18 protein-coding genes are annotated in these 22,187 nt (G+C 71.2%); 9 read left to right on the forward strand and 9 right to left on the reverse strand.

Annotated elements, in window-relative coordinates:
- Window positions 1–17 precede the first annotated feature (17 nt).
- Entirely contained in the window at window positions 18–176 is a 159-nt protein-coding gene (pufB, locus tag BLW43_RS14375; protein ID WP_175478924.1) for a light-harvesting antenna LH1, beta subunit, read from the reverse strand.
- A 422-nt stretch (window positions 177–598) separates the two neighbouring features.
- Between pufB and clpP the strand changes: the two genes are divergently transcribed.
- From clpP to BLW43_RS14400, 5 genes are all read left to right on the forward strand, one after another.
- Entirely contained in the window at window positions 599–1,234 is a 636-nt protein-coding gene (clpP, locus tag BLW43_RS14380) for an ATP-dependent Clp endopeptidase proteolytic subunit ClpP (RefSeq protein ID WP_093254496.1), read from the forward strand.
- A gap of 120 nt (window positions 1,235–1,354) precedes the next feature.
- Window positions 1,355–2,614: an ATP-dependent Clp protease ATP-binding subunit ClpX gene (clpX, locus tag BLW43_RS14385; protein ID WP_093254497.1), complete on the forward strand. Its 1,260-nt coding sequence runs from the start codon at window positions 1,355–1,357 to the stop codon at window positions 2,612–2,614.
- A gap of 194 nt (window positions 2,615–2,808) precedes the next feature.
- Window positions 2,809–5,202, forward strand: a complete 2,394-nt coding sequence (gene lon / locus BLW43_RS14390) for an endopeptidase La (RefSeq protein ID WP_093254499.1) — start codon at window positions 2,809–2,811, stop codon at window positions 5,200–5,202.
- A 242-nt stretch (window positions 5,203–5,444) separates the two neighbouring features.
- Window positions 5,445–8,126: a hybrid sensor histidine kinase/response regulator gene (locus tag BLW43_RS14395; protein WP_093254500.1), complete on the forward strand. Its 2,682-nt coding sequence runs from the start codon at window positions 5,445–5,447 to the stop codon at window positions 8,124–8,126.
- 98 nt (window positions 8,127–8,224) lie between these two features.
- Window positions 8,225–9,520, forward strand: coding sequence for an extracellular solute-binding protein (locus BLW43_RS14400; RefSeq protein ID WP_093254502.1), 1,296 nt, complete (start codon window positions 8,225–8,227; stop codon window positions 9,518–9,520).
- Window positions 9,521–9,642: 122 nt separating this feature from the next.
- Here the strand turns inward: BLW43_RS14400 and BLW43_RS14405 are convergent, their stop codons facing one another.
- Window positions 9,643–10,062 carry a metallopeptidase family protein gene (locus BLW43_RS14405; protein ID WP_245731055.1) on the reverse strand — a complete coding sequence of 140 codons (420 nt, stop codon included), beginning with the start codon at window positions 10,060–10,062 and terminating at the stop codon, window positions 9,643–9,645.
- On the reverse strand, window positions 10,059–11,183 hold the full coding sequence (locus BLW43_RS14410; RefSeq protein WP_093254503.1) for a S8/S53 family peptidase: 1,125 nt from the start codon (window positions 11,181–11,183) through the stop codon (window positions 10,059–10,061). The genes BLW43_RS14405 and BLW43_RS14410 overlap by 4 nt, the downstream gene beginning before the upstream one ends.
- A gap of 314 nt (window positions 11,184–11,497) precedes the next feature.
- Between BLW43_RS14410 and BLW43_RS14415 the strand changes: the two genes are divergently transcribed.
- On the forward strand, window positions 11,498–11,836 hold the full coding sequence (locus BLW43_RS14415; RefSeq protein ID WP_093254505.1) for a P-II family nitrogen regulator: 339 nt from the start codon (window positions 11,498–11,500) through the stop codon (window positions 11,834–11,836).
- A gap of 31 nt (window positions 11,837–11,867) precedes the next feature.
- Entirely contained in the window at window positions 11,868–13,250 is a 1,383-nt protein-coding gene (locus BLW43_RS14420) for an ammonium transporter (protein ID WP_093254507.1), read from the forward strand.
- Window positions 13,251–13,421: 171 nt separating this feature from the next.
- On the opposite strand, the gene BLW43_RS14425 is transcribed toward BLW43_RS14420, so the two are convergent.
- The 3 genes from BLW43_RS14425 to BLW43_RS14435 all read right to left on the reverse strand — a co-directional run bounded on the left by BLW43_RS14425 (window position 13,422) and on the right by BLW43_RS14435 (window position 16,382).
- The gene (locus tag BLW43_RS14425; protein ID WP_093254508.1) at window positions 13,422–14,549 is read right to left on the reverse strand and encodes an alanine racemase; all 1,128 of its coding nucleotides are present in this window, start codon (window positions 14,547–14,549) and stop codon (window positions 13,422–13,424) included.
- 88 nt (window positions 14,550–14,637) lie between these two features.
- A complete protein-coding gene (gene rpmB, locus BLW43_RS14430) occupies window positions 14,638–14,925 on the reverse strand; it encodes a 50S ribosomal protein L28 (RefSeq protein WP_093254509.1) in 288 nt (95 codons plus the stop codon).
- 116 nt (window positions 14,926–15,041) lie between these two features.
- A complete protein-coding gene (locus BLW43_RS14435) occupies window positions 15,042–16,382 on the reverse strand; it encodes an AcvB/VirJ family lysyl-phosphatidylglycerol hydrolase (protein WP_093254510.1) in 1,341 nt (446 codons plus the stop codon).
- Window positions 16,383–16,529: 147 nt separating this feature from the next.
- On the opposite strand from BLW43_RS14435, the gene BLW43_RS14440 reads away from it, so the two are divergent.
- Entirely contained in the window at window positions 16,530–18,572 is a 2,043-nt protein-coding gene (locus tag BLW43_RS14440) for a bifunctional lysylphosphatidylglycerol flippase/synthetase MprF (RefSeq protein ID WP_093254512.1), read from the forward strand.
- A 112-nt stretch (window positions 18,573–18,684) separates the two neighbouring features.
- Window positions 18,685–19,890 carry a hypothetical protein gene (locus BLW43_RS14445; protein WP_245731056.1) on the forward strand — a complete coding sequence of 402 codons (1,206 nt, stop codon included), beginning with the start codon at window positions 18,685–18,687 and terminating at the stop codon, window positions 19,888–19,890.
- Window positions 19,891–19,928: 38 nt separating this feature from the next.
- Here BLW43_RS14445 and BLW43_RS14450 read toward each other — a convergent pair whose 3' ends face one another.
- From BLW43_RS14450 to BLW43_RS14460, 3 genes are all read right to left on the reverse strand, one after another.
- Entirely contained in the window at window positions 19,929–20,390 is a 462-nt protein-coding gene (locus tag BLW43_RS14450; RefSeq protein WP_093254514.1) for a hypothetical protein, read from the reverse strand.
- 70 nt (window positions 20,391–20,460) lie between these two features.
- Entirely contained in the window at window positions 20,461–21,048 is a 588-nt protein-coding gene (locus BLW43_RS14455; protein WP_093254516.1) for an NAD(P)H-dependent oxidoreductase, read from the reverse strand.
- Window positions 21,049–21,158: 110 nt separating this feature from the next.
- Complete coding sequence (locus BLW43_RS14460; RefSeq protein ID WP_093254517.1) at window positions 21,159–21,998, reverse strand: AAA family ATPase; 840 nt, start codon at window positions 21,996–21,998, stop codon at window positions 21,159–21,161.
- Window positions 21,999–22,187 lie beyond the last annotated feature (189 nt).

Raw genomic sequence — 22,187 nt, forward strand, 5'->3', positions numbered from 1 at the left:
GGGTTCGCGGTCGGGCGTCAGCCCGGGAACCATGGCAGCCACTGCCAGACGAGAACGTGCGCGATGAAGGCGACGGCCGCCCACACCTGCACGCCGCGCACGAAGTAGCCGTGGATCTCCTTCGCTTCGTCGTCTGAAATCCCGTTAGGATTCATGACGGAGTTTTGTTCAGGCATGGTCGTCTCCCCTCCCAGAGTGAACATCATCACGGATGACCGCTTCGAGGGGTTTCGTCGGCGCGGGGCGCAGGGGGACATCATGCCGGGGGCGCGCCCTCCCGCCGGCAGGTTCTCGCACGCGCCGACCCCTCTCGCCGGACAAGCGCGATGCTTGGCCCGCTTGGGGGTGCTGTCAAGATAAATTTACAAAAATGGTGTCAGGTTTCTTTGTCGTTCGACGCAGGGGCCGTCCGGCGCGCGTGCTCCGGGGAGCCGCGGCCCCACTCCGCCGGCGGCGCGCGGAGGTTTCCGCCACGCGCCGCAACCCGCCGAGGTTGCGGCGCGCGCCAAACCTTGCCGGGGGCACGGGCAGCAATTAGGACTGACCTGCGGCGGCGCTTTCCCGCGTCGCGCTTCCTCTACCCGCAAAGGCCGCTGCGATGCGCGAACGTGATCCGATCGACGTCTACATGAACACCCTCGTCCCGATGGTGGTCGAACAGACCAGCCGGGGCGAGAGAGCCTACGACATCTATTCCCGGCTGCTGAAGGAGCGGATCATCTTCCTCTCCGGGCCGGTGCATGACGGCATGTCCACGCTCATGGTCGCGCAGCTTCTGTTTCTCGAAGCCGAGAATCCGAAGAAAGACATCGCCATGTACATCAACAGCCCCGGCGGCGTCGTCTCGTCCGGCCTGTCGATCTATGACACGATGCAGTACATCCGCCCGAAGGTCTCGACGCTGGTGATCGGCCAGGCCGCCTCGATGGGCTCGCTGCTGCTCTGCGCCGGCGAGAAGGGGATGCGCTTCTCGCTGCCCAACAGCCGCGTCATGGTGCACCAGCCCTCCGGCGGCTTCCAGGGGCAGGCCTCCGACATCGCGCTTCACGCCAAGGAGATCCTTGAGCTGAAGGAGCGTCTCAACCGCATTTACGAAAAGCACACGGGGCAGGATTACGACACGGTCGAGAAGGCGCTTGATCGCGACAACTTCATGACCGCCGAGGCGGCCAAGGAATGGGGGCTCGTTGACGAGATCGTGTCCAAGCGGGAGGCGCCCGAAGGTGAAGCCTGAGCGCGGCGTCATTCACCACGGCGCGCGCTTGAACCCCACCCCCGGGCGTGTTCCTATGACAGAGACGCGACGGCGCGACGGAGACATCCGCCGCGCCGCTGACGCCAGAGGAGTGAAGGCATGAGCAAGACCACCGGCGGCGATGCGAAGAGCACGCTCTACTGCTCCTTCTGCGGCAAATCCCAGCACGAGGTTCGCAAGCTCATCGCCGGCCCGACGGTGTTCATCTGCGACGAATGCGTCGAGCTCTGCATGGACATCATCCGCGAGGAGACCAAGAGCGGTCTCGTCCGGTCCACCGACGGCGTGCCGAGCCCGAAGCACATCTGCAAGGTGCTGGACGACTATGTGATCGGCCAGACGGTGGCCAAGCGCGTGCTGTCGGTCGCGGTGCACAACCACTACAAGCGCCTGAATCACGCGGCGAAGTCGTCCGACGTCGAACTGGCGAAGTCCAACATCCTGCTGATCGGCCCCACCGGCTGCGGCAAGACGCTGCTGGCGCAGACGCTGGCGCGCATCCTCGACGTGCCGTTCACGATGGCCGACGCCACGACGCTAACCGAGGCCGGCTATGTCGGCGAGGACGTCGAGAACATTATCCTCAAGCTGCTGCAGTCGGCCGACTACAACGTGGAGCGCGCGCAGCGCGGCATCGTCTACATCGACGAGGTCGACAAGATCAGCCGCAAATCGGATAATCCCTCGATCACGCGCGACGTGTCCGGCGAGGGCGTGCAGCAGGCGCTCCTGAAGATCATGGAGGGCACGGTCGCCTCCGTGCCGCCGCAGGGCGGGCGCAAGCATCCCCAGCAGGAGTTCCTGCAGGTCGACACGACCAACATCCTGTTCATCTGCGGCGGCGCCTTCGCGGGGCTGGAGCGGATCATCGCCCAGCGCAACAAGGGCTCGGCGATGGGCTTCGGGGCCAATGTCCGCGCAGAGGACGACAAGAAGACCGGCGAGCTGCTCATGGCGCTGGAGCCGGAGGATCTGCTGAAGTTCGGTCTGATCCCCGAGTTCGTCGGCCGCCTGCCCGTGATCGCCACTCTGCGCGACCTCGACGAGGAAGCGCTGGTGACGATTCTGACCGAGCCGAAGAACGCGCTGGTGAAGCAGTATCAGCGCCTGTTCGAGATGGAGAGCGTGAAGCTCTCCTTCACCAAGGAGGCGCTGAAGGCCGTCGCCCGCCGCGCCATCGAGCGCAAGACGGGCGCCCGCGGCCTGCGGTCGATCCTCGAGGACGTGCTGCTGGAGTCGATGTTCAATCTGCCCGATCTTGACGGCGTCGAGGAAGTCGTCGTCAACGAGGAAGTCATCGACGGGAAGGCGAAGCCGCTCCAGATCTACGCCGAGAAGCGCGACGGCGCTTCCGCCTGAGCTGTCGATCTGAAGGTCGGCCGCGCCCCTTACGGGGCTCGGCCGCCGCCGCCGGCCCCGACGGGGGACTTCTGCGGCGCGCGGCTTGATCGCGGCGCGACGGCGCACGACATGATGGCTACGTCTCTGAATACTGGAGATGCGCCGCCGCCGCTCCACGGGGCGGCGCGTCTTGCGAAAGGGCAAGAGCAGCAATGAAAACCATGGTTCTCCCCGTGCTCCCGCTGCGCGACATCGTCGTGTTTCCGCACATGGTCGTGCCGCTGTTCGTGGGCCGCGAGAAATCCGTCCGCGCGCTCGAGGAGGTGATGCGAGAGGACCGCCAGATCCTCCTCGCCAGCCAGCGCGACGCCGGCAAGGACGACCCCGAGACCGGTGACATCTTCGAGACCGGCTCCGTCGCCAACGTGCTTCAGCTTCTGAAGCTGCCCGACGGCACCGTGAAGGTGCTGGTCGAGGGCAAGGCGCGGGCGCGCATCCTCTCCTACACCGACCGCGCGGAGTTCTTCGAGGCGACCGCCGAGACGCTGGAGGAGACCGTCGAGGACGCCTCGGCCGTCGCCGCGCTCGTGCGCTCGATCTCCGGCGAGTTCGAGAAATACGTCAAGCTGAACAAGAACATCCCGCAGGAGGCCGTCGCCACCGTCGCCCAGATCGAGGACGGCGCGAAGATGGCCGACACCATCGCCGGGCATCTCAGCGTCAAGCTCTCCGAGAAGCAGAAGCTGCTTGAGCTGACCGACGTCGGCGCGCGGCTGGAGCGCATCTACGGCCTGATGCAGGGCGAGATCTCGGTTCTTCAGGTCGAGAAGAAGATCAAGACGCGCGTGAAGTCCCAGATGGAGCGGACCCAGCGCGAGTACTACCTCAACGAGCAGATGAAGGCGATCCAGCGCGAGCTGGGCGAGGGCGAGGAAGGCCGCGACGACGCGTCGGAGCTCGAGGCGCGCATCGAGGCCACGAGGCTGTCGAAGGAGGCGCGAGAGAAGGCGCTCGGCGAACTCAAGAAGCTGCGCCAGATGTCGCCGATGTCCGCCGAGGCCACGGTCGTGCGGAACTACCTCGACTGGATGCTCTCGATCCCGTGGGGCAGAAAGAGCAAGGTCAAGAAGGATCTCAAGCTCGCCGAGGACGTGCTGGCCGCCGACCACTACGGTCTGGAGAAGGTCAAGGAGCGGATCGTCGAGTATCTCGCCGTGCAGCAGCGCAGCCAGAAGCTGAAGGGCCCGATCCTCTGCCTCGTCGGCCCGCCGGGCGTCGGCAAGACCTCGCTCGGCAAGTCGGTCGCGAAGGCCACCGGGCGCGAGTTCATCCGCATCTCGCTCGGCGGCGTGCGCGACGAGGCGGAGATCCGCGGCCACCGGCGCACCTATATCGGCTCGATGCCGGGCAAGCTCGTGCAGTCGATGAAGAAGGCCAAGACCACCAATCCGCTCATCCTGCTCGATGAAATCGACAAGATGGGGCAGGATTTCCGCGGCGATCCCGCCTCGGCGATGCTTGAGGTGCTCGACCCAGAGCAGAACGCGACGTTCGTGGATCACTATCTGGAGGTCGAGTACGACCTCTCGAACGTGATGTTCATCACCACGGCCAACACCTACAACATGCCGCGGCCGCTGCTCGACCGCATGGAGATCATCTCGCTCTCCGGCTACACCGAGGACGAGAAGCGCGAGATCGCGCGCCGTCACCTGCAGCCGAAGCAGGAGAAGGCGCACGGCCTGAAGAAGGGCGAGTTCGTCATCGAGGACGACGCGCTGATGACCATGATCCGCCGCTACACCCGTGAGGCGGGCGTGCGGAACCTGGAGCGCGAACTCGCCAAGCTCTGCCGCAAGGCGCTGACCCGCATCGTCAAGGGCGAGGAGAAGCAGGTCGTCGTCACGGAGGCGCGGGTCGAGGAGTTCCTCGGCGTGCCCCGCTTCAAGTACGGCCTCGCGGAGGAGCGCGACGAGGTCGGCGTCACCACCGGCCTCGCCTGGACCGAGGTCGGCGGCGACCTGCTCTCCATCGAGGCGCTGAAGCTGCCCGGCAAGGGCCGGATGAAGACGACCGGCAAGCTGGGCGACGTGATGAAGGAGTCCATCGAGGCTGCGGCGTCCTTCGTGCGCAGCCAGGCCCCGCAGTATGGCGTCAAGCCGACGCTGTTCGAGAAGCTCGACATCCACGTCCACGTTCCCGAGGGCGCCACCCCGAAGGACGGGCCCTCGGCGGGCGTCGCGATGGTCACCTCCATCGTCTCCGTCCTGACCGAGATCCCGGTGCGGCGGGACGTGGCGATGACCGGCGAGGTCACGCTGCGCGGTCAGGTGCTGCCGATCGGCGGGCTGAAGGAGAAGCTGCTCGCCGCGCTGCGCGGCGGCGTCAAGACGGTGCTGATCCCCAAGGAGAACGCCAAGGATCTCCCCGAGATCCCCGACAACGTGAAGGAGGGGCTTGAGATCGTGCCCGTCGCCACCGTGGCGGAGGTGCTGAAGACGGCGCTGGTCTCCGCGCCCGTGCCGATCGAGTGGGATCCCGACCAGATCGACCAGGCCGTGGCGAGCCCCGGCGACGTCGACGAAGGCGAAGTCCGGGCGCACTGACGCCCGCGCCGGCGAGCCCAGGCCCGCCGGCGCGCTACCGCCGCGCGCCGCGGGGGCGGCGTCGCGAGATCAGAAGTACGAACACGGACATTCCGCCAGATTTTATCGCCGCCTTAATTTCCCGTTTCTTCCGTGGCATTTAGTTTGTCCCGGAAGACCTTGCGTTGTCGTGACGCAGGGAGGTGGGGCGACGCGCCGCAGAAATCCGACCTTCTGCGAGCGTTCGAGGCAAGGCTGGATCGATGCGGATTTCGCTTCGCGCGCTGATCGTCGGACTCGCCTTGGCGTCCGTGTTCGCAAGCCTGATCGCCTTCGGGTTCGTTTCCTACGGTTTCGCCGCGTCGGCGCTGCGCGAGTCCGTCGTCGCTAGGCTGACGGCGGTCGCTTCCGCCCGCGCGGCGACTGTCGACCAGGTTCATCGCGGCTGGCGCGACAGGGTGGAACTCATCGTCGGCGGCGAGGCCGTCGCGGGATGGCTGCGGGAGGAGGAGCGCGGCGACCTTGACGCCGCGCCCCCGCCGCCTGAGCTGTCGGTTCTCGGCCAGCCGTCCCATCGCGATCTCGTCGGGCTCGCCTTCTTCTCAAGGCATGGCGACCTGGTGCACGAGGTCTCGCTCCACCCCGGCGACGTGGCCGACTGGCGCGATGCGGTCGATCTGCGCCGCATCGACCGCGTCACCTCCCTCGGCGAGCGCCCGACGGTCTTTGGCGCGAGCTTCGCGCTGGCGGCCCCGGTGCGGGCGGGGCGCACCGTCGGCTACGTCATCGCGCAGTTCTCCATGGAGCCCATCGCCGACGTCTCGCGGGACTTCGACGGCCTTGGCGAGACGGGGGAGGTCGTCGTTGTCAGGCGCGGTGCGGACGGGGCCTTCAGCTATGCGACGCCGCTGCGTTTCGACAGGCCGGCGGTGTATCCGCGCCCTGCTGCGACGGCGGCGGAGCAGGCGAGCCTCGACTCGGTCTTCTCCTCCGCCGGGGCGCAGGGCGTGCATGTTCTCACCGACTATCGCGGAGAGACGACGCTCGCGAGAGCGGCCTTCGTGCGCGCGGTCGACTGGCTGGTTGTCGCGAAGATGGACAAGGCCGAAGCCGTCGCCCCGCTCGGCGCCTGGACGCGGGAGGCCGTGGCCACCGCAGCGATCACGGCGCTTCTGCTGACCGGGCTGTGCCTCGTCGCGACGCGGCTCGTGACGCAGCCGGTCGAGGCGCTCACTGCCGTCGCCGACAGGCTTCAGGCCGGCCAGTACGACGCGCGGTCCCGGAGCGGCTTCATTGTGGAGGTCAACAAGCTGGGCGAGGCGTTCGACCGGATGGCGGGCGGCATCAGCGGGACGCTGGACTCCCTGCGCGCGGCGCGCGACAGCGCCGAGGCGGCGAGCCGCGCCAAGTCGAGCTTCCTGGCCAACATGAGCCACGAGATCCGGACGCCGATGAACGGCGTGATCGGCGCGGCGCGGCTGCTGGACGCCACCCGGCTCGACGCGGAGCAGCGGATGCTGACGCGCGTGATCGCCTCGTCCGGCGACGCGCTGCTGACGCTGATCAACGACATCCTCGACATCTCGCGCATCGAGGCCGGCAAGATGCGGGTGAACGCCGAGCCCTTCGACCTGCGGGCGATCGTCGAGGGCGTCGCCGCGATGCTCGGGCCGGCGGCCGCGGCGAAGGGGCTGGAGCTGGTCGTCTCGGTCGAGCCGTCCGTGGCGGCGCAGGTGATCGGCGATCCCGGGCGCGTCCGGCAGATCGTGACGAACCTCGCCGGCAACGCCGTGAAGTTCACCACACGGGGGCACATCGCGATCAATGTCGCGGGCGAGGCCGAGGGGCGCGTCCGCATCGACGTCGAGGACACCGGGCCCGGCATCGCGCCCGACCAGCTGCCGCTCGTGTTCGAGGCGTTTCGCCAGGCCGACGACAGCAGCACCCGGAACCATGACGGCGCCGGGCTCGGGCTGGCCATCACGCGGCGGCTGGCGGAGTTGATGGAGGGAGAGGTCGTCGCGGCGTCGACGCCGGGCCGCGGGTCGACCTTCACCGCGTCGCTGAAGCTGCCGCCCGCCGCCGGCGGGGCCGGGCCGACCTGGCCGCCGGCGCTCGCCGGTCGGCGGGCGCTGCTGGTCCATCCCCACGCCCTTGCGCGCCGGGCGCTGGCGCAGACGCTCCGCTCGGCGGGCATGGGCGTCGAGGCCTTCGATGCCTCGCCGGGGCCCGCGACACGGGACCGGTTCGACGTCGCGCTGGTCGCCATGCGGGAAGGCGCGCCGGGGCGGGCCGCGCCTGTCCCTGCGGCGGAGGCCGTGCCGACGATCGCACTGGTGAGCGCCGCGCCGTCGGACGTGGCGCGATTCGACGCGGCCGGCTTCTTCGCCGTCCTGACCGCGCCGTGCCCCGGCGCCGTCCTGCTCGACGCGCTGGCGAAGGCCGTCGAGGCCGGGCAAGGCGCGCTGGGCGCCTCGGATGCGTCCGCGCCCGGCGTCGACGGGCCGGGGCCGCTCGCGGGCTTTCGGCTCCTCGTCGCCGAGGACAACGCCATCAACCGGATGATCATCGTCGCGTTCCTGGAACGCAGCGGGGCCGAGGTCCGGATATGCGACGATGGGCTCGCCGCGGCCGAGGCTTTCCCTGAAGGTGTATGGGACGCGGTCCTGCTCGACCTCTCGATGCCGCGGCTGGACGGCTTCGCCGCCGCCGCGCGCATGCGCGCCTTCGAAGCGGACCGGTCGCGCGAGGCGGCCCCGATCATCGCGCTGACGGCCCACGCGCTTGCGGAGGATCGGGCGCGCTGCCTCGCCGCCGGGATGGATGACGTGGTGACGAAGCCGGTGGACGACAGTCTTCTCGTCGCGGCCATTCTTCGCTGCGCAGGGGCCCGCCGAGCCGCGGCGACCGAACGAGCGGTTGCCGAACGAGCGGCGGCGGAATGAGGGGCGGCGGCATGAGGGGCGGCGGCATGAGGGGCGGCGGCGGCATTAGAGGCGGCGGGCTGGCGGGGTGCAGGCGGCGTCTCTTCGCTCTCGCGGCGATGATCTGCGCAGTCGCGCTGAACTGCGCCGCGGCCGCGGCCGACCCCTACGCGCCCTATCGCGGCGACGTCCTGCGCGTGATGTTCCCGAGCCATCCCCACTTCGACGCCGCCGCGTCGCTCCTTACCCGCTTCACCGAGGAGACCGGTGTCGAGGTCGAGGTGGAGACGATGGACTATCTGGCGATGATGCGTCGCCAGTCGGAGCTGCTCGCCGCAAGCGTCGGCCGGCACGACCTCATCGCCTATGTCGCTTTCACCAAGGCGGACCTCGTCTCGGCGGACCGGATATGGCCCCTGGCGCCGTTTCTCCTCAATCCGCGCCTGGCGGATCCGGACTACGACGCCGCCGATCTCGTCACCGGCTATCTGGAGAATGTCGGCGTCGTCGGCGGGGCCAAGGGCTATCTGCCCGGAGCGCTCCAGGGCGCCTACGGCGTGCCCTTCGGCGCGGAGACGTCGGTGCTGGGCTACCGTCGCGACGTGTTCGAGCGCCACGGCCTCGCCCCGCCGGAGACCTATGACGAGTTGCTCGGGGCGGCGTGTCTGATCCCGGAACTCGAGCCGGGCATGGCCGGCCTCGCGTCGCGCAGCGAGCCCGGCCACAACCTGACGCACGCCTTCCTGCTGCATCTCGCGCCACTTGGCGGGAGGGTGTTCGACGATGGCTGGAACTACGTCGCCAACAATCCGCAGGGCGTGGCGGCGGGCGAGGCGCTCAAGCGCATTCTCGCCTGTTCCGGGGGCGCCGACGCGCAGCTCGACGCAGGCGAGGCGCGCGATCTGTTTCTGGAAGGCGGGGCGGCGATGTATCTCGACAGCTCGGTGGCCGCGGGGGCCGTGGGCCGATCGCCCGTCGCCGGGCTGGTCGGATGGGCGGCGCATCCCGTCGGGGTCCGCCGCGCCTCGCAGACCCGCGGCTTCGGGCTCGCGATTCCGCGCAACGCGCCGAACCCGGAGGCCGCGTTCCTGCTGATGCAGTGGCTCACCTCGAAGCCGGTCGACCGCCTGATCGCACTCGGCGGCGGCAACCCGTCCCGCTTCTCGACTCACGCCGACCGAGAACTCAACGCGCGGACTCCGCATCTCGCGGTCTTCGGCGAGGCGCTGCGGCACGCCGACCCGGACTGGCGGCCGATCATCCCCGTCTGGGGGCGGATCAACGCGATGCTCGGGCTCGCGCTGGCGCGCGCGATGACGGGGGAGATGACGGTGCAGGCGGCGCTCGACAGCATCGCGGCGCCGGTCGCGGAGATCATGGCGGAGGCCGGCTATCACGTCTGGCGTCGCCGCTAGAGTGTTTTCCCGGGCCGACCGGCGCGGCCAGCGACAGGAAAACCGCGACAGGGTGTCGGCGCGGGGCGGCAGACCCGACGCAGTCGCGTCGAACGCCGCTCCGGGCGCGTCGTCCTCGGCCCTCAGAGCGTCCAGTCGTCGATGGCGGCGATGTCGTCGTCGCTCAGCCCGACATGGTGCGCGACCTCGTGCACCAGGACATGGGCGACCAGCTCGCGCAGCGAGACGTTGGCGCGGTCCGCCCACTCGTCGAGGATCGGGCGGCGATAGAGCGTCACGCGGTCGGGCGGCCGCAGGGCGTCGTCCACCGACTGCTCGGTGAGCGCGACGCCCTCGTAGAGGCCCGTCAGCTCGAACGGATCCTCGATCCCCATGTCGTCGAGCAGCGCGTCGTCGGGGAACTCCTCGACGCCGATCACGAGGCGGTCGCAGCGCGCGCGCATGGCTTCGGGCAGGGCGGCGAAGGCGGCGCGGGCTAGGGCGTCGATGTCGGCCAGCGACGGGGCCGCCGCATCGGCCGGCCAGCTCTCCGTCGCGCTCACAGCACGGCGTTCGCGGCCGGCTGGCGCTTGCGGTGCTGCGATGCCGTGTCGGGGGCCTGGCCGAGCAGCGCCTCGATGTCGAGCGTGCGGATCCCGGCCTCGCCGCCGCCCGGCGCCCCGTTCTCGGCGGTCGCGGGCGTCGCGCTGTCGCGCAGGGCCCGGCGGAACGCCTCCACGATGCGCCAGCGGTCGCCCGGCGCGCCGTAGGCGCTCTCCAGCGCATCCGCGTGCGCGGCCACCCAGAGCGCGGCGGCCGCGGCGACCTGCGGGCAGGCGTAGGAGGTGCCGCTGACCTCGGTGGCCTCGGCCCCGACGGTGTCGGCGAAGACGTAGGGATCGTCCTCGCCGGCCGGGCGCACGGCCGCGCGGTTGACCCCGACGGCCGGCGCCCAGACGTCGACGCGCTCGGCCTCCGCATAGCCGCCGGTCGGATAGTGGATCAGCTTCGCGCCCTGCTTCGCGAAACCGCCGACGGCGATGGTCCTCGCGAAGCGCGCCGGATAGACGACGCGATCGATGATCTGGCCCGCGGCGCAGACGACGATGACGCCCGCCTCATAGGCGCGGTCGATGGCGTCCCGGGTGGCCCGCGCCGTCACCGTCTCGCCGCCGAGCAGCGCGCGCAGCAGCTCGAAGGCCCCCATGGGGCCGGGATTGCCCATGCTGATCGACATGACGCGCGGCTGCGGATCGAGCCCGAGCGCATGGTCGATCGCGTCGCCGATCAGCCCCGTGCGCGCGGAGGCGCGGAACACCGGGCCGTTGGCGACGCGATAGGGCACGACATGGGCGCCCGGCGCGACGCCGCGAAGCTCGGCCTGGTCCGACAGGATCACCGAGAGCGTCTTCACCCCGTGATCGGGAAACTCGGTCAGCGCCTCGATCGTCGAGCCGGGGTCGGCGCGCGGGGCCAGCGGCGCGAGGCTGCGGGACGGGTCGTAGTAGTTGATCCCCAGGTCGAGCCTGATGTTCGGCGGCGGCGTCTCCCCGACGAAGCCGAGCGCCGGATGCGGCGCGAGGCCGGTGTCGATATGGACTATGGGCGCCGCCCCCGCGCGCAGCAGCGCCTGCGCCGCCTTCCAGCGCCGCTGACCGCGGCCGGGTCCGAGATCGCGTATCATGATTTCCTCACCGGCCCGCAGCCCCGCCGCCTGCTGTTCGCGCCACCCTAGCGGCCTGCTGGGCCGCGCGCACGCGATAATGGGGCGCGGCGCGTTTCACGAACGGCGCGCAACTACTGCCTAAACTGTCATCATTGCCGATGAAATAAGCAAATCATGCATGAGGTTTTTTGGGGCGCATCGGCGTCGCATGGCCTGGTCGCGCCTTTTCAAGGCCTTGGCCGCCATTCGGGCGCGTGAGCCCGGTCTGGCACGGTCATTGCATAAATGATGGGCAAGCAGGCGCGGCGCCTGCGGAAGCCGAGGGGAGAGGCATGAAACTGATCATCGCCGTGATCAAACCATTCAAACTGGAGGAGGTGCGGGAAGCGCTGACCGGCGTCGGGGTGCAGGGCCTGATGGTGTCCGAGGTCAAGGGCTACGGACGTCAGAGCGGCCACACGGAAATCTATCGCGGCGCCGAGTACGTCGTGAACTTCGTTCCGAAGATCAAGCTCGAGATCGCCTGCGCCGACGGCGCCGTGGACAAGATCGTCGAGACCATCGCGTCGGCGGCCCGCACGGGCAAGATCGGCGACGGCAAGGTGTTCGTGCTCGATCTCGACCAGGCGCTCCGCGTGCGCACCGACGAGCGCGGCGAAGATGCGCTCTGATCCGCCGGCCATCCCGACCATGAGGAATCCAATGCGTATTGTCACTTCTCCGTTCGGGCGCATCGCCCTTGCAGCCGCGTCTGGCGCGGCGCTTCTCGCAACGCCGGCGCTGGCGCAGGAGGCCGCGGCCGCTGCGCCCGAGCTGCCGCGCGACGGCGTCTGGATCATGAACACGCTGCTGTTCCTGGTCAGCGGCTTTCTTGTCATGTTCATGGCCGCCGGCTTCTGCATGCTCGAGGCCGGGCTGGTGCGCACCAAGAACGTGGCGATGCAGTGCACCAAGAACATCGCGCTCTTCGCGCTGGCTGCGGTGGCCTACTACCTGATCGGCTACAACCTGATGTACCCGCTCGGCAGCTGGAGCATCGGTTCGGATGAGACCGGCGGCTATCTCGGCGCGTTCGGCGTGGCGGTGCTGGAGGCCGTGGGCATCGGCGCCGACGGGGCCGACGACATCGACTACGCCTCGACCGGCTCCGATTACTTCTTCCAGTTGATGTTCTGCGCCACCACCGCCTCGATCGTCTCCGGCACGCTCGCCGAGCGCATCAAGCTCTGGCCGTTCCTCGTCTTCACCTTCGTCCTCACTGCGCTGATCTACCCGATCCAGGCCTCCTGGAAGTGGGGCGGCGGCTTCCTTGACAGCCAGTACGGCTTTCTCGACTTCGCGGGCTCGACGGTGGTGCACTCGGTCGGCGGCTGGGCCGCGCTCGCCGGCGCAATCATCCTCGGCGCGCGCACGGGCAAGTACCGCGCCGACGGGTCGGTTGATCCCATTCCTGGCTCGAACCTGCCGCTGGCGACGCTCGGCACCTTCATCCTTATGCTGGGCTGGTTCGGCTTCAACGGCGGCTCGCAGCTGGCGATGGGCACCATCGGCGACGCGGCCGACGTGAGCCGCATCTTCGCCAACACTAACACCGCCGCCGCCGGCGGCGCCATCGCGGCGCTGATCCTGACGCAGGTGATGTACGGCAAGGTCGACCTCACCATGGTGCTCAACGGCGCGCTCGCGGGCCTCGTCTCAATCACCGCCGAGCCGCTGACGCCGTCGCTCGGCGTCGCGACGCTGATCGGCGCCGTGGGCGGCGTGATCGTCATCTTCGCGGTGCCGCTGCTCGACAAGCTCAAGATCGACGACGTCGTCGGCGCCATTCCGGTGCACCTGTTCGCGGGCGTCTGGGGAACGTTGGCGGTGCTGCTGACGAACCCGGACGCGACGCTGATGGGCCAGATCATTCCCATCATTATCGTCGGGGTCTTCGTCTTCGGCGCAAGCCTCGTGGTGTGGTTCATCCTGAACGCGACGATGGGCATTCGGGTCAGCCCGGAGGAGGAGATGGAAGGTCTCGACAGCGCCGAACTCGGCCTCGAAGCCTACCCGGAATTCGGCAAGGGCTCCCGTTTCGCCTGAGCCGACGCAAGGACCAACCGGCGCGGCCGCTCCTCCCAGCCGCGCCGTACTCGGCCCGGGCGAAAGCCCGGGCCATTTTGCTGCGCGGCGCACGAGGGCGCTCCTTCGGCTTTGGTCATGGTGGGAATGCCCGGCGGGGCGGCGGAGCGCCGGCTCGGCACGGCGCGCGGCTCACCAGCCGTTGACGCGGGTCCAGGTATCGCCGGTCAGCACGCCGCCCGAGATCACGTCATAGGCCGGATAGGCCGCCGCCGTGAGACAGCAGTGATTAGGCAGGATGCGCACGCGCTGGCCGGGCCGAAGCCGCGCCAGCGCCGCCGCGTCGCCGGTCACGACGCCATGCTCCTGCGAGGCGCCAGAGACCTTCAGCATGCCCAGCGGCGCGCCCTCGACGTCGCAGACCCGCCCATGGCCCCAGTCGACGGCCTGCCTGGCTGTGGAGCGGTCGAGCGAGAGCGCCAGCGCGCCGGCGTCGATCAGCGCCTGTCCGCGGTCGGGGCGCACGCTGAGCACGGTTGCGAGCACGCTGATCGCGATGTCCTGCTCGCGGCAGACGCCGAGACCGGCCTGGAACAGATCCCAGAAGCAGAAGACGCCGGGACGGAACTCGTTCGCGCCGTCGGGCGCGGGCGTCGCCAGCACGCCCGGCGAGCCGCCGGTGGAGAGCAGCGGCGCCGCCAGGCCGAGCGCGCGCAGCCGCTCCCCGGCCTCGGCGAGCGCCGCGTCGTGGGCCGCGGCGATACCGGCCCGCGCCGCCGCGTCCGCCGCGCCGTAGGTTGCGCCGGAATAGCTCATCGCGCCGCGCAGGGTGAGCCCCGGCGCGGCGGCGGCGAAGGCCGCGAGCGCCTCGAACTCCGGTCCGGGGAAGGGAACGCCGCCGCGATAACCGTCGACGTCGAGCTCGATCAGCACGGGCAGCGCGCCGCCCAGCGCCGCCGCGGCGTCCGACACCGCGCGCGCCATGTCGAGGCTCTCGACCGCCGCCATGGCGGCGGGGCCGAGCGCCAGCAGAGGCGCGACCTTCGCGGGGGTGACTGGGGTGGTGTAGAGGAGGTCGGCGCAGCCGCGCCCGGCGAAGAAGCTCGCCTCGGCCACGGTCGACACGGCGAAGCGGTCGACGCCGGCCTCGCGCAGCATCGCGGCGGCCTCGGCGCATTTCACCGTCTTGAGATGGACCCTGAGCGGGAGGCCGGCGTTCCGCGCGGCGCCGCCCATGGCGGCGATGTTGGCTGCCAGCCGGTCCCTGTCGAGCAGCAGCCTGGGCGTCGCGAGGGCGTCGAGACCGGCAGGCTCAGCCATATCTCCGTCGCTCCCGGAAAGGGCGCCCGGCCGGCCGTCTGGCGGCGGCCAAGGCGGTCGGAGAGCCGCCCAGGGGCGGCCCGGAAGCTCAGGCGCTCGCCTGCGCCTTGACCAGATCGCGCTTCACGTCGAGCGCCCGGCCGCTCAGCTCCTCGTCGCGCGCCTTCATCAGGAAGGCGTCGAGCCCGCCGCGATGGTCCACCGTGCGCAGCGCGGAGGCGGCGATGCGGAAACGGTAGCTGCGGCCGAGCGTGTCGGAGGTCAGCGTCACGGTGTTGAGGTTCGGCAGATAGCGCCGGCGCGTCTTGATGTTGGAGTGGCTGACCCGGTTGCCGGTCAGCACGCCCTTGCCGGTCAGCTCGCAACGACGGGACATGGATCACCTGCTGTATGAGCGCGCGGTCGTCCGCGCGCGAGAGAAATAGGAAGTGCGCCGTCTAGGCGCAGAGCGCGACGCCGTCAAGCCCGAAGCCGCCGCCGTGGGGCTGGGCTTCAGCGCGCCGGAGGCCCGGCGAGCAGGGCGAGCAGCGCCTGCGCCACGCCGTCATAGTCCTTGCCGAGATGATGCCCGCCGTCGAAGACCCTCGCGCCGGGCCGGCCGGGGCAGGGGCTCTGGGTCTCCTCCGCGCCGTGCAGGCATGCGAGGCGGAAGGGCGTCGCGTCGATGGCCGCGCCGACGTCCGCCTCGTCGCCGGCGAAGCCGAGCCAGCCGCCGACATGGAACTCGAAGCCGGTGCGCGGCTCCGGCGCGATCAGCCCCAGCCCGGCGACCCGGTCGCGCCAGCGCGGCGGCAGATGGCGGGCGTAGAAGGGCGTGACGTTGGCCCCCAGCGAGAACCCGATCAGCAGCGCGCGCCGCGCGCCGAAGACCGCCGCGTAGTGGTCGAGGATGCGGGCGACGTCGGCCGCGATGCGCTCCGGCCGCTTCTCGCGCCACAGGTAGCGCAGCGTCGAGACGCCGGCGACCGGCACGCCCGCCGCGGCCAGCCGTTCGGCCACCTCAACGTCCATCGCCGCCCATCCCCCGTCGCCGGAGAGAAACACCGCCATCGCGTCGCTCTGCGGGGCGCCGGCGTCGCGGTGGACGACGAGCGCGAGGTCGGTGAACTCTGCCGGCGTCGAGATCGTCGCCTCGTCGGCGCGCGCGTCGGCGCCGGCGATGCGCAGATAGGCCTGCCGGAACGCCTCGACGCGCCCTTTCTCGGTCAGCGGCTGGAGGCGCGCGCCGTCGATGGCCGCGAGCGTCGCGGCGAGGGGCGATTCGTCTCCCGAGCCGGGCAGGAGCGGCGCCTCGTTCCAGAGCGCTGGCGCCTTGGCCGGCGGCGCGATCCGCCCGTCGGCGCCCGTCACGCCGCAGAAGGCCCGCGGCGCGACGCCGTCGAACCCGACCGTGACGAGGCCCTTGAACGGCGCTCCGCCTCCCGCCGCGCCCTGGGCCAGCGCGGCGTAGGCCGCCGCGCTGGCCTCGCTCCCCAGTCCGATCAGCGTCGGCGCGATGCGCGCGTCCACCCCTTCGCGGGCGCGCGCGGCGTCGGCGGCGCCGAGCAGCGCCGAAGCGGCGTCCACGCAGCCGCCGGGCTCGGCGGCCAGCCACGCCGGCAGGTCGACCCCCACAACAAGCGCATGCAAGCGCGAGAGGTCGCGCGCCAGCGCGTCGGTCGCCGCCGTCCAGCCCTCCGCCCCCGAGACCATGACGGCGATCGAGCGCGTGCGCTGGTCAGCCACGCGATGCACGGCGGCGGGCGACGCCGCGCCCTGCGCCGCCGGAGGGTTCGCCGCGAGGGCCGCGCCCGCGAGGGCCGCGACCGCCAGAACGACGCCGATCTTCGTCATGGCTCCTCCGGGCCGCCGCGCCGGGAAATGGGGCGCCCGGAGGCGCCGTGAGAGATTCGTTCAGCACGATGCTCGCCGCGGGTTAATGCGTCGCAAAGCTTTGCGGCCCTAGCAGAAGGTCCATTCGAGCGACGTTCGGGAGCGCAGATGATCGAGGCCGGAGAGTGCGAAGGCGCAGGCTGGCGCCGTTCCGGCCCCGAGGCGCGCGCCGTTCTGACGCGTCTCTCGGTGGCCGCGGTCATCGTCGCGGGCGCCCTGTGGCTGGCGTGGGACAGGCTCGGCGGGCTCGATCTGAGCGAGATCGGCCGGCTGCTGCGCGCAGCGCCGGCGGAAGGCGTTCTGGCCGCGCTCGTCCTGACCGCCGTGAGCCACGCGGCGGTGGCCTGCTACGATCCGGTCGCGCTGCGGCGGGTGGGCCTCGACGTGCCGTTCCGGCGCGCGTTGGCCGGGGGCTTTTCGGCGACGACGCTCGGGCAGGCGCTGGGCTTCGGCCTTCTGGTCGGCGCCGCGGCGCGCTGGCGGCTTTATCGCCGCGACGGCGTCGGGCCAGGCGCCGCGGCGGCCGTGACCGGCCTCGTGGCGGCCGGCTTCTTCACCGGAACCGCCGTGCTGCTGTGCGCGATGGCGCTGCTGCACCCGGCGCCGCTGGCGCGGCTCGGCGGTTTCGCGGAGCCGTCGGTCTCCGCCGCCGGCGCGGCGGCGCTGGCGCTCTGCGCGGCGCTGCTGATCCGGCGCGGCCGCGCGCGCCGCACCATTACGCTGGGCGGAATGCGGCTTTCCGCGCCCGACTGGCGCTGGGTCGCCCTCTGCGCCGTTCTTGCGGGCGTCGATCTCGGCGCGGCTGCGGGCGCGCTCTGGGCGCTGACGCCCGTCGAGGCGGCGCCGCCCTTCGCAACGCTCTTCGTGGTCTATGTCGGCGCGCTGCTGCTCGGCCAGGCGAGCGGCGCCCCGGGCGGGATCGGCGCTTTCGAGGCCGCGCTGCTCGTCGGCCTGCCCGATGCGCCGGCGGAGGCGCTGATCGCCGCCGCCATCGCCTATCGCGCCGTCTACCTCGCGCCTCCGTCGCTTCTGGCGGGATGGATCGTCGTCCGCGCCCGCCCCGCCGCGCCGGCGACGGCCGGGGGGCCGCCGCCGGCGGCGCTGCGCGGCGCGGCGCGGTGCGCCCGCCCCGAGCGCGAGCTCGCCTTTCTCGGCGACAAGCGCTTTCACGTCTCTCCGGACAGCGAGGCGTTCCTGATGTTCGGCGCGCGCGGGCGCGACCGCGTGCTGATGGGCGACCCCTACGGCCCGCGCGAAGCCTGGGGGCCGCTGGTGGACCGCTTCGCCGAGCGCTGCCGGCGGGAGGGCGCGCGCCTCAGCGTATACAAGGCCGAGGACGCCGCGTTCTGGGCGGGCCGCGGGCTCCGGCTCCAGCCGCTGGGCGAGGAGGCGTCGGTCGACGTCGCCGGCTTCGACCTCAAGGCGTCGTCACGGCGCGAGCTGCGGCGCAAGATCGGCCAGGCGCGCAAGGCGGGCGTGACGATCCTGCGCCACGCCCCCGGCGCCGCGCCCCTGCCGCGCCTGGCCGCCGTCGCCCGCATGTGGCGCGAGGCCAAGGCGGGCCGCGAGATGACCTTCTCGATGGGCTGGTTCGACGTCGCGTTCCTCTCGCGCCATGCGGTGTTCGAGGCGCGCCGCGGCGAGGAGACGCTGGGCTTCCTCTCGGTCTGGGCGTCGGGCGACGGTTCCGAGCACATGATCGACCTCATGCGCCTCGTCCCCGGCGGGCCGCACGGCGTGATGCACGCGCTGACCGCGGCCGCGATCGAGGCGGCCGGCGCCGCCGGCGCGGCGCGGTTCAACCTGTGCATGGCGCCGCTGAGCGGGCTGGAGCGGATTGCGCCGGTCACGCCGCTGTCGCGCGTCGGCGCGGCGATCTGCGGGCGCACCGCCGCGGGGCGCGGCCTCCAGGGGCTCAGGCGCTTCAAGGAGGCGTTCCGGCCCGACTGGCGGCCGCGCTATCTCGTCGCCGCCGGGCCGCTCTCCGGCGCGCTGGCGCTGCTCGCGGTGCGCGGGCTCGTCAACCGCGAACCGCCCGAGATCGACGTCGAGGGCCTTCAGGCCGCGCAGGCGTTTCTCGACGCCGACGCGCTGGCCGACGCGCCGGCAGCCGCCGCGCCGGCGGCCGCCATGCGCGTCGCGGCGGCGTGACGCGCCGGCGGCGAGGGGACGCCAGGTTTGCCGGTCGCGCGCCGCCCCGCCGGGGACGGGAGGGCGGCGCGCGCGGCTGCGACGACGCCGCAGGCTCGCCGCCGGGCTGCGCATGGCGTCATATCGGGCCATGGTGAACGTCGTGATTCTGGCCGTGGCGCTGGCGTGCGCGCTCGCCCTCGCCTATCCGCGGCTGTCGCAGGCGACGCTGTGGCGCGCGACCGTCACGCCGCTGGCCTCGATCATCGGCAGCGGCTTTCTCGTCCTCGGCCCCGTCCTGCACGCGTCCTACGGCTGGGCCGCCCCGCTCGCGATGGCGGCGCTCTGCCTCTGCGCGTGGCTTTTCGGCGCGGCGATCCGCAGCAACATCCGCGCGCTGGAGGCGTCGCCCGAGCGCTGCGCGGCGGCGCGCGCGCTGGAGACCGCCGCATCCTGGACGCTGGCCTTCGCCTATGTCGTCTCGGTCGCCTACTATCTCAACCTCCTCGGCGCCTTCGGCGTGAGCCTGACCGAGGTGGACGACCGTTTCCACGCGCGGGCGCTGACGAGCTGCGTCTTCGTCCTGATCCTGTTCGTGGGCGTGTTCTACGGCTTCGGGGCGCTGGAGCGGCTGGAGCAGGCGTCGGTGAGCGTGAAGCTCGCGATCATCGCGGGGCTGCTGGCCGGGCTGGCGGCGCATTTCGGCGCGGCGGCGACCGCCGGCGCGCTGGTCGCCGCGCCGGTGACGCTGTCGCCCTGGCATGGGCTGACCCTCGCTTTCGGCCTCATCGTCACCGTTCAGGGCTTCGAGACCTCGCGCTATCTCGGGGCGCGCTACGACGCGCCGACGCGCATCCGCTCCATGCGGCTCGCGCAGCTTCTCTCCGCCGGCGTCTATCTCGTCTATATCGGCCTGCTCAGCTATTCCTTCGCGCCGGGCGCGCTGGGCCTCGACGAGACGGCGATCATCGACATGATCCGCGTCGTGGCGCCGGTGCTGCCGGCGATGCTCGTCGCCGCCGCGCTCAGCGCCCAGTTCAGCGCGGCGGTTGCGGACACCGGGGGCTCTGGCGGGCTGATCGAGGAGCTGACCGGCGGGCGCGTGCCGGCGCGGGCGGGCTATGCGCTGCTCGTCGCGATCGGGCTCGCGCTCACCTGGACCGCGGACGTCTTCGAGATCATCAGCTACGCCTCGCGGGCCTTCGCGCTCTACTATGCGCTGCAATCGGCGATCGCGGCGCTCTCAACGGCGCGCGCCGCGCCAGGCCGCGCCGCCGGCTTCGTCGCGCTCGCCTGCCTGGGCCTCGCCATGGCGCTGCTCGGCAGGTCGGCGGAGTGACGGGTCCGGGGGGGGGGTGCCGCCGCACGGGCCGGGGATCAGCCTTCGGAGAGCTTGAGCAGCGCCGCGCCCGGCGAGGGCAGCCCGGCGGCCAGCCCGTCCGCGGCGGCTTCGAGCAGGGCGTCGGCGAGGTCTTCCGCGGTGCGCCCGGCGAGCGCCCCGGCCAGCGCATGGCCGCCCTCCGTCTCGAGATAGACCTCGGCGCGGAAGCCGCCGCCGGCCGGCTCGATCGCTAGCTTCTCGATCACGACGTTGACGATCCGCCCGTCGCGCCCGTCGCGCCAGCCCACCACGACCTCCCCCGCGTCATACATCCGCGTCAGCGTCTCGGCCCGCGCCAGCACGTTCATCTCGGAAATCTCGACGCCGGCTAGCGCGAGGAAGCCGCCCGAGGCCGACATCAGCCCGTGCACGGCGGTCAGCCCGCCCTCGATGGCGGCGATCTCCTCGGGCTCTTCGATCGGCAGCCGGCGGGGTCGGGGCAGATTGGTCACGCTCATGGCCCCAGCATGGCGTTCTCGGCGCCGGAAGGCCAGCCGGGCGGGCGCGCCCTGCGCGGCGGGGCGGTTTTCAGAGCGAGGCGAGCGCCTTCGCCACCTTGGCCCGGAACCGCTCGCGGCTCTCGGGGGTGGAGCTGTCCATCAGGTAGTGGGCGAGATAGGTCGTTCGGCAGCCCCGCGCCATCAGCAGCCGGCAGCCGCGCGTCAGGATCGCCTTGCCCGGCGCGCCGACCAGCCGCGTCAGCCACCACGACGCGCCGCAGGTCGTGACCACGACGAGGCGGCGGATGTGGGTGAGCTTCGGGACGATGGTCTCGCCAGGCCGCGGCAGGGCGAAGGCCACGCCGGGAACCCACACCCGCTCCAGCCAGCCGTGCAGCATCGCCGGCATCGAGTACCACCAGGTCGGATAGACGAACACCAGCGCCTCCGCCCGGGCCAGCAGCGCCGCATGGCGCTCGACGCCCGCGGTGTTGCGCGCGCCGTCCTCGATCGCCTCCCAGCGCTCGCGGGTGAGCACCGGGTCGAAGCCCTCGGCGTAGAGGTCGATCGTCTCGACCTCATGGCCGCTGGCGGCGATGGCCTCGCGCGCGGTGCGCAGGAGGCCCGCGTTGTAGCTGTCGGGCGAGGGATGGGCGTGGACGATCAGGACGCGCATGGGGTGGGAACCTCGGGCAGGAGCGCAGGCGGAGCGGCCGCCTCGGGATAGCAGCCCCGCCGCGCGCGCACTACGCCCTTGCGCGGGGCATGGCCGGGTCGCGCGCCGCCTCAGCCGCCGCGCCGCGCGATGAAGGCGAGCCGCTCGAAGAGATGGACGTCCTGTTCGTTCTTCAGGAGCGCCCCGTGCAGCTTCGGCAGCGCCGTGCGGGCGTCGGCCCGCAGGTCGGACGGATCGAGATCCTCCGCGGCGAGCAGGCGGATCCAGTCCAGCGCCTCCGAGGTGGAGGGCTTCTTCTTCAGCCCCGGCGTCTCGCGCACGGCGTAGAACTGCGTCAGCGCCTCGCGCATCAGCGTCTGCTTGACTCCGGGAAAATGCACCTCGACGATGCGCGCCAGCGTCTCGGCGTCGGGGAAGCGGATGAAGTGGAAGAAGCAGCGCCGCAGGAACGCGTCGGGCAGCTCCTTTTCGTTGTTGGAGGTGATGACGACGATGGGGCGATGCTTCGCCGCGATGGTCTCGCCGGTCTCGTAGACGTAGAAATCCATGCGGTCGAGTTCCTGAAGCAGGTCGTTGGGGAACTCGATGTCGGCCTTGTCGATCTCGTCGATCAGCAGGACCACCTTTTCATCGGCGGCGAAGGCCTCCCACAGCTTGCCGGGGCGGATGTAGTTCGAGACGTCGGCCACCTTCGGGTCGCCAAGCTGGCTGTCGCGCAGCCGCGAGACCGCGTCGTATTCGTAAAGACCCTGCTGCGCGCGGGTGGTGGACTTCACGCTCCACTCGATCAGCCGCAGCCCCAGCGCCCCGGCGATCTGCCGCGCCAGCTCGGTCTTGCCGGTGCCGGGCTCGCCCTTCACCAGCAGGGGGCGCTCCAGCGCGATGGCCGCGTTCACCGCCACCATCAGGTCTTCGGTCGCCACGTATCCCGGCGCGCCTTCGAACCGCATCGAACCATCCCCCAACATGTTGCAATGCAAAAAATAACAGGCCGGGCGCAGACCGCAAGCGGGCCGGTTTTGCATCGACAGTAGCGGGACGGAGGGCTATGTTGCGCAAAGGTGGCTGGCGGAGGGATTCACGTCGCGAATCCAGCGTGATAGCCGGGGTGGATGAGCAAGCCGACACCCCCGACGTAC

The organism is Rubrimonas cliftonensis, from assembly GCF_900107585.1.
Taxonomy (GTDB): Bacteria; Pseudomonadota; Alphaproteobacteria; order Rhodobacterales; family Rhodobacteraceae; genus Rubrimonas; species Rubrimonas cliftonensis.